Source organism: Aquiflexum gelatinilyticum, from assembly GCF_024813435.1.
In the GTDB taxonomy this organism is placed as follows: Bacteria; Bacteroidota; Bacteroidia; order Cytophagales; family Cyclobacteriaceae; genus Cognataquiflexum; species Cognataquiflexum gelatinilyticum.
Genome location: NZ_JANAEZ010000009.1, coordinates 16851 through 30839, shown reverse-complemented (window position 1 = coordinate 30839; position 13989 = coordinate 16851). Strand labels below are relative to the sequence as shown.

Sequence of the window (13989 nt, the reverse complement as noted above, 5' to 3'; positions counted from 1 at the left end):
ACTTCTTTGCAAGAAAAGGGATGATTGAATTGGAATTTGGGATAAATGGTAGGAGGGAATCCCATTTTTTTAATCACATGTTGCAGGTACCTCCTGTACCTTGCTTTGGGTTTCTAGGAATTTATCCAGAACAAAATACCCAAGAAGAGTGACCACTATCGAATTATCTTCCACCGCATTGATCACCCCATCAAACCTTGAAATCTTAAATAACGAACTGATCTCCTGCCCGGTAAGGGCCCGTCCACTTTCGTTTTTACCCGAAATTCTCATCCGCTGCACATAATTCACCCGCACATCCGCATAATATTGGTATGCATCATAGACCAAGGAAGCCTTTCGGGGTGGGACAGTGATTACCCTGCTGGAAAAATAGGTTTCTGTTTGGGTTCGGGTTTCAGACGCATAGGCGGAGGAGGTGGAAGTGATGGAATGCGACCATTCAAATCCCGAAGTCACGGAGGCATTAAAAGTCGATACCGCACCAAAAAAAGGAGCATTCAGTGAAACACCTACAGTAGAAGAAACAGAAACGGTTTTGGTGGTATTGACAGCAATGGTTTCCGACCACCCTGTGGTAGTCGTCCTTGCTTCACTGAAATCCGCACCTACCGTCTGCTGCAATTCTCCTCCGCTACAATTGGTCAGGGTACTGTTGAAGCCGAATCCGGAAGTGGCTTTGGGCAGGATGGGTTCGACGACAGAGGCTGAGATAGGCTGAACCGACCAGTCAACTTCCTTGGCCACAACACGGAAGAATATTTCCTTTGCACCGGGATAATCAAGGGTAAGTCCAACTCCTGCAGCCTCTTTTACCTGCTTTCCATCATGGGTAAGCAAGCGATATACACCATCCCTTACCTTAAAAAGATGGAAGAAATAACTTGACCTGTCAGCAAAAGAAAGCCCGTTCAATGTTTTTCTTGTCGTCTTTCTTGGCGCAGTATGGACGACCGCCGGAAAAGTATTGACAGAAGGTAGTCTTGTAAAACTGAAATAATCACCGTTACTCTTCAGCTGTATATAAAAATTGTTTCTCCTCTCGGGAACAGGTGTCAACTGAAAAACAAAATCAGGCAGGTTATCTTTAAAATCATTGGCACTTACTGTCATTTCAGCTGTGGCAGACTGTCGAAACCACCTTACACCGGCTTCCACAGGTGTTCCATCCGCATTGACTTGTTGCAAATAAACGCCAGTTCCCGAATCGATCATCAGGGTAGAAAAGTCAAAAGTCTCATTGATGTTGGTTTCTATTGTTGCCGGTGTGGGATTGGCAAGGAAAGAAACTGTCCCTAAGTTGTGGTTGGTAAGGATATCCTCGCCCGCTTCATCTTTCAAAGTGACTTCTACTTGGACCCCATCGGTAAGTTCCTTGAACTGATCTTGGGAAAGCCCTGCTACAGGGAACTTTACCAGTCCCATGTAGGCAAAAGGATCCAAAGATAGGGTCTCTGTAAGGGTACCTGAGGGGGCTTTCACACTTACTACAGCGGCTGTCGGAAAACGGCCACGTCTAGCGAGGGAACGCGCATTGAGGATGATTCCAATTTCTCCTGAAAAAGCATCCAAGTCTTCCGGAGAAATACCGTTCCCTGCAATCACTTCTCCCGGTCCATCAGGTGCAATATCCTCATCCGGCTTGCAGGAGTAAAAAAGAAGGAATCCAATTCCGAGGAGCAAGGTAAAAATCTTTGTTTTCATGTTAAGCTTTGTAATAGGTTGAATGTGCCAAAACTGACAAAATCAAACCTATACAAAACCCTATAAAAAGCTAAAAAACAAGGGGAGACAAACGGTATACTGAGAGCTAAAACCCAAGTAAATCCCTATTTTAAAGCCTCATGATAACCTCCTCCAAAGAATCTCCGGTATCCAGTCCCAACTTTTTGCGGAGCCGCTGACGGGCTTTTTTGATTCCCGGAATCGAAATACAAAGGATATTGGCAATTTCCTTTGAGGAAAGATTCATTTTAATCAATGCCATCAGCCGGTAATCATTGGGGGAAAGACCGGGACAGGAAGCTGCTGCCTTAGAAAAAAAATCGGGGTGAACCTCTTCAAAAAAACCGGCAAAGGTATCCCAGCCCCGATCTTCCCTTAGGTCTGAACTGATGGTTTGGATCAGCTTGTGATAGCCTTCAGTACTGTCGGTTTCCTTGCCTCTTTGGGCAATTTCTTTCAGATTGACCAGCGTCTCATTCTTTTTGGCAAGGTGCAAAGCCTGCGTCGTGAGTTCCCTTGATTTGTAATGCAGGGCCGCATCCATTTGCTTCTTGGCAAGCTCTGTTTTTTTCATCTTTTGCCGAAAGGCATACCACCCAAAGCCTGCCACCAATACCAAAGAGATCAATCCCGAAACCAAAAGTACTTTCTGCAGTGCGGTGATTTGTGCCTCCTGCTCAAGAAGTTGGATGGCAGCCTGCTGTATCCCGATTTCATTGTCCTTAGTTTCTAACTCAAAAATGGTACGAAGCTCTTCAATTTGTCTGGATTTAGCCACATTCATGATTGAATCCTTCAAGTCAGCATGTTTTTTATAATCCTGAAAGGCAGCATGGAGGTTTTTTAGACTTTCATTTGAAATGGACCGGAACAGATACCCTTCACCCAAAGCTTCAAGAAAACCATTTTGGAATGCCAGTTCTATGGACCAGTCAAAGTACCGAATCGCCATTCCATGATTTTGTAAACCCTGATAAGCCTGCCCCAAGGCATTGCAAATTTCTACGATTTTGATGGGCGTTTGCGTTTCTTCCACCAGTTTTAGCCCCTCCAAAAGAATTTCAATGGCCTGTTCATATTCCTTTTGAGCGGTATAGGTTTTTCCAAGGTTGGTATAGGCAGTAGCCTCTAGGTCTTTGAATTCAAGTTGTCTCGAAAGCGCAGCACTCTCAAGGAGATGGGAAACCGCTTCATCATATTGCCCGAGATAAAAGAAGTTGTTACCGATATCATTTAAAGCCTGGGCTTCATATATCTTGTCGTTTCTTTCCTGATAGATTTTCAGGGAAAGCCGATTGTAGTCAATGGATTTTTGGAAGTTTCCCAAACTGCTTTCGATCCCACCGAGGGAATTATACGCATCTGCAACCCCGACCTGATTTCCGGCATTTTGAAAAATCCTCAGTGACTTCAACGCTTCTGAAAGGGCAATATTCAAATTACCTTTCCGCATATGGATCAATCCCATCAGGTGGTATTCATCACCTAATTCGGATGAATCAGGCTGGGTCCCTAGGGTCAGACGGACATTGTCCTCCAACAAATCCAAAGCAGCCGGGTAATCTCCTTCATAATAGGCAAGAATCGCCAAGCCATACCTAACAAGGACTATTTTCTCAGGATTATCGGCCTCTTCAAAAAAACCAAGTGCTTCCTGATACCAATAGGCAGCTGAATCAAACTGATTCCTGTTGTTTGCCAGTACTCCAAAGTTATAATATGCCATCCCGATCCCTGTCAGGTCACTGATACTTTCAGCATATACAAGTTGTGCTTTGGCATATTCAGCCGCTTTTACCGGGTCATTGTTAAGGTAGGAAAGGAACAATTGATGAAGTACGGAAAGCTTGGCTTGGCCTTCCAGATCGGTATGGTAGACCGCAAGCAGGCTGTCGGGATTTTGTGATTTTACCTCAAAAATGGGAGAGAGGAGGAGTATCCAAAAACAACCAAAAAAACACCGCCCATGCATATTTAACCTTCTCAAATCTCAATAATTTCTAAAATCTAATCGAAAATGAGCAAAAATCAAACCTTGTCAAGTTAGGACAGCCACAAAAATTGCCTCCGTAATTATAAACAAGACCATCCAAACCTGGTGCTGAAAGGACTGGAATGGGTAGGATAAGATTTTTCGGTGAGGTTTTTTTTCATAGGAATTACCAAAAGAGAAATGATTGGAGCATTTTCATCAAAACATAAAAAACTTCAAAGGATAGGGGGGTAGACCCGCAGCTCCATCCGTGCAAAATCTAGGTTGCCATGGGTAAGATGCTACACTGCTTTTCATAATTCAAATTATCTCTTCGCATTGCAACCCATGGTTAAAATCAACAATTGATGTTATTTCTTTCGCCCATGTTAGTGTCTCCACAAACATCTTTATTCTCTCCGCCTCTGCGTGAGGAAATATTTTTAAACCGCAATGGACTCCAAGGTTTCGCAATGGGTCGCGAAGGTTTTGCCCCCTAATCCCCCTGAAAGGGACTTTTGTCGAAACAATAGGAATTTGGTTGAGATAGATGTGTAATGGAATCCTAAACTCAACGGTTAAATCAAGTTATTAGGGATTTTCCCTCCCTTTTTGGGGAGGGTCGGGGAGGGGCTAGAATCCATTCCAAATTACCAACTCATAATTTCTTTCCTCTGCGCGGCTGCGTTAAATTATTTTCCCTTTACCTCAATAGACTCCAAGTATTGACTGGGTCGAGAAATCTACCATTTTTTTGCCCCCTAATCCCCCTGAAGGGGGACTTTTGTCGAAACAATAGGGATTTGGTTTAGAGAGATGTGTAATGGAATCCTAAACCAAACGGCAATCATTTAGTAGGGATACTCCCTTCCCTAAAAGTGTCTGATAAAGTAAGCCCTATCGGGGCGAAATATGACTAGCCTTGGGTAAGGTGCAAGAATCCCTATGCACCGCAGCCCATGGTAAAAAATGGCATAGATCCACCTCACTAGTGTTTCATGGTAGAATTTGTATTAAGAAGGAGGTTCTGGAGCCTCTGGGCAAAAGCCCCATCGGGGCGAAATCTTGATAGCCATGGGTAAGGTGCTTCTCTGATTTTCATATTCTAACAAATCTCCCTGCACCACAGCCCATGGTTAAAAAAAGCAATAGGTGGGGCATTTCGGTCACGAATCTCCTAAGAATGAGAATCCTCATTACCGAAATGGTGGGGACATCTTCCAATTTCGAATGACTGTTTTGGGATAATCCACATCCTTTACCTCCCCTGATTCTTTTTAAAATTCTCCGCTTGCTCAAAAATCTCCACATAGACTTCGTCTCTCTCTACAGGGGGATAACCAAATTCATCCAGCAACAAAATCAACCCCACCTTCAAAGCTGACTTTATATCATCCCGCTTATTCCAATCCGGGAACTTGGCCTGCCCATCCACAAGGTCTTTCACTGCCTTAGCCAATTCTATCAATTTGTCCTCAGGATAGTTGAAGTCATACTTCACACACAATTCCTTCAGGATATCGTAAAATGCCTTTTCCTCAAAGTCAATTCCCAAGGCATCTCCGGCTGAGAATTCCCGGTGAACTTCCCAAATCATATTGGTAAGCGCTTCCGCCATTTCCTCATATACCTCACTTCTCAAAATATCAGCTTCATCCCTTAGATTATACCGGTCCACTAGGTCCTGCATTTTTTTGCTGAAGTCAATCCCTTTGACCCGGTTTACCTTTTTCATTTCCTTGATCACTTTGGCAAGGAGCTGCTGTAGCAATTTGATTTTGGTATTGGGCAACTTGATTTTGTCAATCTTTGCCAGGTAATCTTCATCAAAAATATCCTGCTCGGTTTCTTCCTCATCGCCGAGTTTGAATATTTCTTCCACCCCATCACTTTGCAATGCATCTTTGATCATTTCCCTCACCTTGGCATTCATTTGGGCGGTATCGGGAGCATTGCCTTTGGTCAATTTGAAGACAATAGACCTCACCGCCAGATAGAAATGGGTATAGTCTCTTTCTGCCTGTTTCAATTGTTCACTTCCTGCACAGATATCATAAGCAGCCTTTAGCCGCTTCACCAAACCCATAAAACGCGTCTCAAAATCCTTGGTCTTTTGAACATATTCAGCTGCCAGATTCAAAGTATGCAATTGCTGAATGGTAGTTCCATGGAAATATTTGGAGCTGTCGAAAGTATGTAACAGTTTAGCCAATAAGTCTAAATGATTCCTGACGATGATAATGGATTCGGCAATGTCCTCAAAGTTGTCTTTGTCGCCTTCACTGTATTGCTTCAAAGCCAGATTCATTTGCTTTTTGATACCGATATAATCCACCACCAAGCCTTTGTTTTTTCCTTCAAACTTGCGGTTTACCCTTGAAATGGTCTGAATCAGGTTATGCCTCTGAATCGGTTTATCAATATAGATGCTATCCAAAAAGGGCACATCAAATCCCGTCAGCCACATATCCACCACGATAGCAATCTTGAAGTTGGACTTTTCGTTTTTGAATTGCCTGTCCAGTTCCTTGCGGTGGTCGGAGGTGCCAAGTAAATTGTAAAAATCTTCCTCATCATCTTTGCCCCGGGTCATGATCATTTTTATGCGCTCGATGGGTTTCAGTTCTCTCAGATCCTTTTCGCTAAGAACTTCTCCCTCTGCCGCTGCCAGTACCTCATTCCACTCGGGCCGCAGGGCTATGATATTTTTATACAGCTCATAGGCGATTTCCCTTGTGCTGCACACAAACATGGCTTTGCCTTTGACAGTCGAACCTTCGGAAACCCTGTTTTCATAATGGGTTACAAAATCCTCGGCAACAGCTTGCAAACGGGCAGGATCGCCGATTATGGCATACATCTGCGCCATTTCTTTTTTGCTCTGCTCTATCTGATTTTCGTTGCTCCCGACTTCAGCACACTTGGCGTAATATGCCTCAATCTCTTTGAGTTTGGAATTGTTCAGCAATACCTTGGCCGCCCGACCTTCATATACAATCCGCACTGTGATTTCATCTTTCACCGATTCGGTCATGGTGTAGGCATCCACCACCTTGCCAAAAACATCCAGCGTCGCATCAATGGGTGTACCGGTGAAACCTACAAAAGTGGCATTGGGCAAGGAATCGTGTAAATACTTGGCGAAACCAAAAGTCTTGGTAACTCCTTTCTCAGTTACTTTTACTTTTTGGTCCAGGTTCACCTGACTGCGGTGGGCTTCATCGGAGATGCAGATTACATTGGTCCGATCTGTCAGCAATAAGGTATCTTCTGTAAACTTGTGGATGGTAGTTAAAAAAACGCCACCGCTTTGTCTGCCTTCCAATAATTCCCGGAGATTGGCCCTGCTTTCGACACTGATGATGGTATTGTCCCCGATAAATTTCTTGGCATTGGTAAACTGTCCCGCAAGCTGATCGTCCAGGTCGGTGCGGTCAGTTATCAGCACAATGGTGGGACTCTCAAAATATTCACTTTTCATCAGCAACCGCGTGAGGTAGAGCATGGTAAAACTCTTTCCGCAACCCGTCGCCCCAAAATAAGTCCCTCCTTTTCCGCTACCATGAGGCTTTTGTGCCAATTTAATATGATTATACAATGCCCTTGCCGCATAGTACTGGGGGTAGCGACATACAATTTTCTCGTTTTTCTTAGAGCTGTCAGGAATGTAAATAAAGTTGCGGAGGATATCCCGGAAACGGTTCTTATCAAACATGCCCTGAATGAGCGTGTACATACTGTCAATGCCGTCAACATCTTTGGCCAAACCGGCAACTCTACGCCAGGCATAGAAAAACTCATAAGGAGCAAAGAAAGAACCTGCTTTATTATTGACCCCGTCACTCAGGACGCAAAAGGCATTGTACTTAAATAGCTCCGGAATGTCTCTGCGGTATCGGACAGTCAATTGTTTAAAGGCATCGTACACCGTAGCTTCTTCCCGGATCGCACTTTTAAATTCGATGACCACAAGCGGCAAACCGTTCACATAAACAATGCCGTCCGGAATACGTTTTTCCGACCCAAAGATTTCAAATTGGGTGACAAACTTATAGATGTTATTGTCACTTTGATACGGGGCCTTTTCATCAAAGCTGAAGTTTTTTTCAACATCCTCTCCGGCTATGGATATCAGTTCACTTGCATCAGCTTGGCGTTGGCTATCCAAGCCGCTGTAATCAATCAGTTGGATGTAAATGTCCTTTTGGCTGCGGTCTTCTCTTTTGAGGATAAAACCATCCGAAAGCATCCTCAAAAATGTTTTGTTGCTTTCGTACAGGTCAGAGGAGGAAAGGGATTTGAGTTGGAGAACAATGGATTTGGTTTCGTTTACCGTAATGCCTTGGGGGCTGTATTGCTCCAAAAGAAAGCTTATCAAATCCTCCTCGATCAAGACCTCATCAGGCTGACGGGAAAGGGTAATGCCCAAATGTTGGGGATATCCTTCCATACCCAACAACTCGGTAAAAGCACTTTCCAACTTTCCTTCAGTGAATTTCATTTAGCCTTCAATTTTTATAGTCCAAGAAATCGCTTTCATTCTTTCCTGAATCATTTTTAAAATTTCCAAAACGGATTCTTCTTTGGGCAATTCTCCATATAATAGGTTTTTAAAGTCACCATTATAGACTGTTTTCAGTTCAGCCCAGACATTTTCCAGGTTTTTAAAAATAAGTGCCTCATTGGGATGATAAATCAACCATTTATTGTTGTTTTTAAAACTTGCCACGTCATCATTAGCTACTTTCAACAGCATGCTATCAAAAGCCTCTGAATGAAGAAATTTTGAAAATTCCGCCTGCTGTAATAACTGATGTAAATCGTAAGTATGTCTGATTTTTTTCTTTAAATCTTCTATCGGGTTTTCAGTATAAGAAAAACGGACTAAACTCATAATCTTTTCACAAATGGTTCTTATGGGTTCTAAAACCAGCAAATCAAAAGGAAGCAGTCCGTTTTCTTTTGCAAAATCAGATTGGTTATTGTCCATCATCATTTGACCAACAAATGAAACAATGCTTTTGGTGGTGTATGGTTCGTGATATCCTAGCCAAGTGGATTCTACCACTATTGCATCTCTGACTTGTCCAAAATCACCTCTAAATTCTCTATTGTAAGCATGTGCTGTTTTGCGGTTCATTCCCATTTTATGGGTTACTCCCTTAATATTGACTTCGGGTAAAACTGTACTAACTATATCACTGATTTTTCTGATTTTGGTGGTCAACATGTTGTTTGATTCTCCTTCACGCCTCAATACCACCAAGTCAATATCTTCGGAAAAGCGCTCAATCATTTGGTAACACTTGGATAGTGCTGTTCCGCCCTTAAATACTGTGTCTTTGCCAATTTCATGGGTGAAAATGGTAAACAAAGCATACGTAACCCAATAGTCTTTTTCTACATAGATGGCAGGTATTTTCATTTGGTCAGCCGTAAACTGAACCGCTTGTCTGAATAAGGTTTTGTTTTCGTGCAGCTTCATACGATATTCCATTTTTCGGTAGTGGATATTGCCTTCGCTGCACCTGTTAGCTTATACTTGGTTATCGGGTTCAATGACTTGTAAAGTGGTTCTGCTGCTTTTTCTTGTTGCAATTGCGCTAACAAAGCACCTAATAAGGCCCTTGCCGAAGGCGGATATTTCAAAGCCAAGCGAACCAAAGTGTTGATTTCTTTGTCCGCAAAGGTTTTGATAATTTCTAAAAATCGCTTGCAGGATGCTTCCACATTGGCATCAGGTATTTTTTTGATGTAGCGAATAGCATCCAGTAACTGCAACAAAGGAATATTCTCTTTGGTGATGGTGTTTTTTTGCTTTACAAAAGCAATCGTATAACGTTCTCTTTTAAAATTGGGGCGGACCTGGTTTTTACCGATTTGTATAGTATTGCTTACCTGCGTGGTCAGGCCCAATTGATTGTAAATGCTGTAACCTGTGAGATAGCCCGTTATTTTTCCGTTTTCTTCCAATAAGTCTTTTACTACTTGCGCCTGATTGGGTTGAAGATTGCCAAATGGGGTGTTCTCCGGTTTGTAGTATTTCCCTTTGGACATCTTGACAATCTTACCGGATGTCACCATACGGTTTAGGGCTTTTATGACCGCTTCTTTTTGGTTCACCTCTGTGGTAAAGTCAGCATAGGTGAATACATAGCCCTTAGGAAGTCTATCTATGGTAAATGCTATGTATTCAGCTGTTTTCATCTTTTTTAGGGTAATGCAAAGATGGCTAATTTGTCCAGTTTATTAGCAAAAAAACTGGACATTTTGAAATTTGATTCGATAGCACTAACTTCGTTTCGAAGTTAGTGCTACCAAAAAATTGCCCACTATTTGCGAATATCTATACTTTAATTTTTTTCGAGAAATAGTAATGTCAAGTTTTTTACGTGAAAAACTTGACAATTATTCCATCCCCAACAACTCGGTAAAAGCACTCTCCAACTTTCCTTCTGAGAATTTCATTTCTTTGCTTTCCCCATTTTTTTAATATCAGCCTCGATCTAAATTAAACTTTCTTCTATGACGTTGCGCTGCGTAGCCCAAATGCGGAATTGTGTACCCTGAGGGGATTTGACCCGGTAACCAACTGAAATGATAACATCCAGATTGTAGCCATTCACTTCGACTTCCTGCGTCTTTCCTGCAATAGCACCATGTGGAGTGGTTATCCGGAATTTCCGGACAGCCACTTTTTCGTCTAATTCTCCTTCTTTGAACACATTCACAATATGTTATGAAATAGTCCGCTTGTCTTTACCAAACAATTGCCCCATCTGTGCCTGAGTAAGCCAGACAGTATCTTCCTCCAGCCGAACATCAATTTTGATATTGCCGTCTGCGTTTTGGTAGATAAGGATGTCGCTGTTCATATTTTATATAAAGATCATCTGGTAATTGAATTGTCCTAACAACTCGGTAAATACCGCTTCCAATTTCCCTTCAGTGAATTTCATTTACTAAATTCTTATTGTATTTCTTAATACTGATAAAGCAATTCTCAAGGTTAATTTTATTTTACTCCAAAATTCAGGACGTAAATCAGTCATTTGAACCAAAATGATTTGTATATTTTTTATACCAAATGCATTCAATCTTTTTATCCGAGCTTCCTTTTCATTAGGATTACGATAGGAAACTATCCAAACAGCATTATTGCTAATGGATTTCAATATCTCGTCAAAATATTCTTTGTCAACTTCTGCCAGAGAATGACCAAGAACAAAAACTTCACGAATTGATTTTAAGGAATTGAAAAAGCCTTTGTTTTTTTCAATAAGTAAAGAAGTCGCCTTAAATGATTTTGAAAAATATTGAATTAGTTCATCTCGTCCCCTTTCTAGAGAAAAATCAAAAATATCTGATTGTGCTTCTTCCCATTGGTCTAATTCTTCTTCATTTAAACCTGTCGGCGGTTTTGGGTCTTCCTTTTCAAATTTTTTCGGGTCCATTCCGTGACCCAAAATCAGATTATCTTTACTCTCAGCCCTGTTATGGATATAAAGAATTCTACTTTGTGGTATTTTGTAATAATGTTCGAGAGATTTTGAGTAATTAAAATTGAAAAAGATTGCATTTCTATCAAGGTTCAATATGTTTAAGCCACTTTTATCAGGATATGAAACATTCAGAATAAATTCCTTGAACAAATCCAACATTTTTATAGTCAAGTCGTCTCTGATTTGGCTAACATAAACTGCGATGGTGTCCCAATCTCCATCACTAAAATCATCACTGCCAGGATTGGCAGAAAACTGAGCATGGTCGTCCAAAACTTCGTCAATATCTAAAGTTGCTAAGTTGGCTTCAAATTGGGACCACAATGGGTCTTCCAAACTATCTGGGTCATCTTCGTCTAAGTCAGGAAAGCCAAAATAGTTTAAGAAGTAATCATAAATGTCGGAATGATTATCACGAAGGAACAAACCAAAGGTAGAATAATAAGTATCAAGTTTATGGTGAAGGTCAAAACCGTTACCTGTTATATACAGAGTATTTGTATTAACTTTTATCGCCATAATTTATTTAGTCTGTTCATTAGAAATGAGATCTAAGCTTCAAATTCTTCTGTAATTTCTTCGCCAATTCCCATCATCATATTATAATGACCAATATTTTCAGTGTGGCTAAATATATTTTTAAACACTTCTAAGTATTTGGTAATTGTTCCGTTTGGTGCTTCAATAAATAAATCATCAGGCAATGTATGAGAACCCTCATTTGCCCAGCTTAATAAAGACCTGCAAATTTCTCTTTCTTCTTGACTTGAAAACTTATTGATTAAAACATCATCACGCTTGCTTCCTAATATGCTGAAATAGTTTTCAAGGATTCGCCTCAATGTATTTTGAATGGTAATACCTGAATTATTTTCCCACTCTTTTATTTCGCGCCAAAGCAATTCATAAGATGATTGTATTGGATTATTTAATCCATAAAAATGAATGGTAGAAATTTTGTTATTCTTACGTAAAATCCAGAATTGAGATTTTTCTCCCTTCCTGTTCAATCCCTCATAAGAAACCTCCTTATGAAAATACACATTGTGGGTTAGCAGGATTATCTGTTTGATTTTGCCAACATCTGATTTTACGTTTTTAATTATTTCCTTAATCAATGTGCTAACTACAAATAATACATTGCTATCTAAGCTAGAAATAGGATCATCAATTACTAAAATCCTTTCTTCGTTTACAGACTCTTCAGTTTCTCCTCCCTTTGCCCTTTGCAGAAAATACAAAAATGTAATAAAGGTAATTTCTCCTTCGCTTAAAGTAGCTTCAGCAATTTCACCATCTTCACGTTGTATCTGATAAAATCCTTTTTCTGCGGTGGGAACAATTTCAAAGTTTAAAAAACCATAGGATTTTAGAAGTCGGTTTATTTCATCTATTGTTGGCTGAATACTGGTAACGTTTTTACTTAGGTTTTGGATTTCAGCGTTTAATTTAGAGAATTCAGTCAACTTTGCAGTTAACTGTGTTTGTAAAGCTGTTATACCTGTTTCCAAACCTGTTTTATCTGAATTAAATTTAGCAATATCAGTTCTGAATTCTTCAATAATGAATTTCCATATTGATTTTATCAAATTACTTTTTTCAGTATTAAAATTGGCAACTATATCGTTGTGCTTTTTGATTTCAGTATTTGCATTTGTGATTAAGTCTGCGATTAAATCCAGTTGTTCTTTTAGAGAAACTAATTCAATGCTTCTGCTCGGCTCTTTGATTTTATTGTTTAAAAATTCGCTATTAGTTGTATTCTGACTTATCAGAGTTTTAAGATAGGCTGAAAATTTATCGACATTCAGTTTTGTGTCTCTAACATTCTTTTGATTTGTTTCAATACCATTTAATTCATTGATGAGATTTTGACTCAATGAATTGTATTCCTGCTTCAGTTCTTTTACTGCTTTAATATCGTTTAAGTAGGTTTCATCAAACCAATTTTCCAACTGAATTTTAAAATCTTCTTTAATGGTTGGTTGCTGACAAAAAGGACAAGTATCATCATCTTCTTGAATATAACTTCTTCCTTGATTTACCCAATCGTTGATATTCAGTTTTTGAATTAATTTGGCAATGTCCACATCTGCCTTACCAACAATTATTTTATTCCAAACAGGTTCTAATTCAATATCAAGTATTCTGTCGTAGTTAATGGTATTTATCGGTGATATATTTTGAGGAACTTCTCCAAAAATAGTTGTTGCTTTTTCTCTTAATTCTTCCACTGTTTTCAAAGTAGCTGTATTATTCGCAAACTCTTGTAACAACCTATTTTTGAATAACTCTCCAGATTTCATTGAACCCACAAAGGCTTCTTTGAATTCGTTATCATACTTCTTATAAATTTTCTTCCAACTACTTTCGGTAAACTCTTTTTCTAAATCTTCCTTCTTTTGTTTTTGAGTATTTAGCGTTTCTCGCTTTTTTACTCCATCAGATTTTATGACTTTTAATTCTTCTGTTTTATCCTCAATTACCTTTATTTCTGTTGTTGTAGCCTGACCAAGTGTAAACACTCCGTTTAGTTTACCATTTCCAAAGTTTTGTTCTCTAAATTCTTTGTTATAAACCAAAGCTTTCAATGGTGCTTCGTTTTTCCAATTAACACTGCAATGGGTAAATTTTCCGTCAGCTGGATTTTGCAGAAAGTTTGATAGTGTGGTTTTGCCGCAACCATTAGCCCCATAGATAAAGTTTACTTTTTTTAACCCATCTATGTTTACCCCATTTACAGGGTCATAAGTAGCTATATTTTTTATGTTGATAGATGTTATCATAACT

The 13989-nt window shown here is 40.0% G+C and carries 9 protein-coding genes; all 9 read right to left on the bottom strand.

Annotated features, from left to right (window positions below):
* Window positions 1-69 precede the first annotated feature (69 nt).
* The 9 genes from NK987_RS17485 to NK987_RS17445 all read right to left on the bottom strand — a co-directional run bounded on the left by NK987_RS17485 (window position 70) and on the right by NK987_RS17445 (window position 13985).
* Entirely contained in the window at window positions 70-1704 is a 1635-nt protein-coding gene (locus tag NK987_RS17485; protein WP_259264910.1) for a hypothetical protein, read from the bottom strand.
* A 130-nt stretch (window positions 1705-1834) separates the two neighbouring features.
* Complete coding sequence (locus NK987_RS17480; RefSeq protein ID WP_259264909.1) at window positions 1835-3697, bottom strand: tetratricopeptide repeat protein; 1863 nt, start codon at window positions 3695-3697, stop codon at window positions 1835-1837.
* Between the two features lie 1258 nt (window positions 3698-4955).
* Window positions 4956-8198 carry a type I restriction endonuclease subunit R gene (locus tag NK987_RS17475; RefSeq protein ID WP_259264908.1) on the bottom strand — a complete coding sequence of 1081 codons (3243 nt, stop codon included), beginning with the start codon at window positions 8196-8198 and terminating at the stop codon, window positions 4956-4958.
* Window positions 8199-9182, bottom strand: coding sequence for a nucleotidyl transferase AbiEii/AbiGii toxin family protein (locus tag NK987_RS17470; protein WP_259264907.1), 984 nt, complete (start codon window positions 9180-9182; stop codon window positions 8199-8201). It abuts the gene before it with no gap.
* Window positions 9179-9904 (bottom strand): DUF6088 family protein, encoded by a 726-nt coding sequence (locus NK987_RS17465; RefSeq protein WP_259264906.1) that lies wholly within the window; start codon window positions 9902-9904, stop codon window positions 9179-9181. Before NK987_RS17465 ends, NK987_RS17470 begins: the two co-directional genes overlap by 4 nt.
* 299 nt (window positions 9905-10203) lie before the next feature.
* On the bottom strand, window positions 10204-10422 hold the full coding sequence (locus NK987_RS17460) for a virulence RhuM family protein (protein ID WP_259264905.1): 219 nt from the start codon (window positions 10420-10422) through the stop codon (window positions 10204-10206).
* A 12-nt stretch (window positions 10423-10434) separates the two neighbouring features.
* Window positions 10435-10572 (bottom strand): virulence RhuM family protein, encoded by a 138-nt coding sequence (locus NK987_RS17455; protein WP_259264904.1) that lies wholly within the window; start codon window positions 10570-10572, stop codon window positions 10435-10437.
* Between the two features lie 87 nt (window positions 10573-10659).
* Window positions 10660-11718, bottom strand: a complete 1059-nt coding sequence (locus NK987_RS17450; RefSeq protein WP_259264903.1) for a bacteriophage abortive infection AbiH family protein — start codon at window positions 11716-11718, stop codon at window positions 10660-10662.
* A 32-nt stretch (window positions 11719-11750) separates the two neighbouring features.
* Window positions 11751-13985, bottom strand: a complete 2235-nt coding sequence (locus NK987_RS17445) for an AAA family ATPase (protein WP_259264902.1) — start codon at window positions 13983-13985, stop codon at window positions 11751-11753.
* Window positions 13986-13989: the final 4 nt, after the last annotated feature.

Excerpts from the sequence above, each read along its gene's own strand:
- NK987_RS17455 (WP_259264904.1), bottom strand. The coding sequence starts at position 10,572 with ATGAACAGCGACATCCTTATCTACCAAAACGCAGACGGCAATATCAAA.
- NK987_RS17480 (WP_259264909.1), bottom strand. The coding sequence starts at position 3,697 with ATGCATGGGCGGTGTTTTTTTGGTTGTTTTTGGATACTCCTCCTCTCT.
- NK987_RS17465 (WP_259264906.1), bottom strand. The coding sequence starts at position 9,904 with ATGAAAACAGCTGAATACATAGCATTTACCATAGATAGACTTCCTAAG.
- NK987_RS17485 (WP_259264910.1), bottom strand. The coding sequence starts at position 1,704 with ATGAAAACAAAGATTTTTACCTTGCTCCTCGGAATTGGATTCCTTCTT.
- NK987_RS17470 (WP_259264907.1), bottom strand. The coding sequence starts at position 9,182 with ATGAAGCTGCACGAAAACAAAACCTTATTCAGACAAGCGGTTCAGTTT.
- NK987_RS17445 (WP_259264902.1), bottom strand. The coding sequence starts at position 13,985 with ATGATAACATCTATCAACATAAAAAATATAGCTACTTATGACCCTGTA.
- NK987_RS17475 (WP_259264908.1), bottom strand. The coding sequence starts at position 8,198 with ATGAAATTCACTGAAGGAAAGTTGGAAAGTGCTTTTACCGAGTTGTTG.
- NK987_RS17450 (WP_259264903.1), bottom strand. The coding sequence starts at position 11,718 with ATGGCGATAAAAGTTAATACAAATACTCTGTATATAACAGGTAACGGT.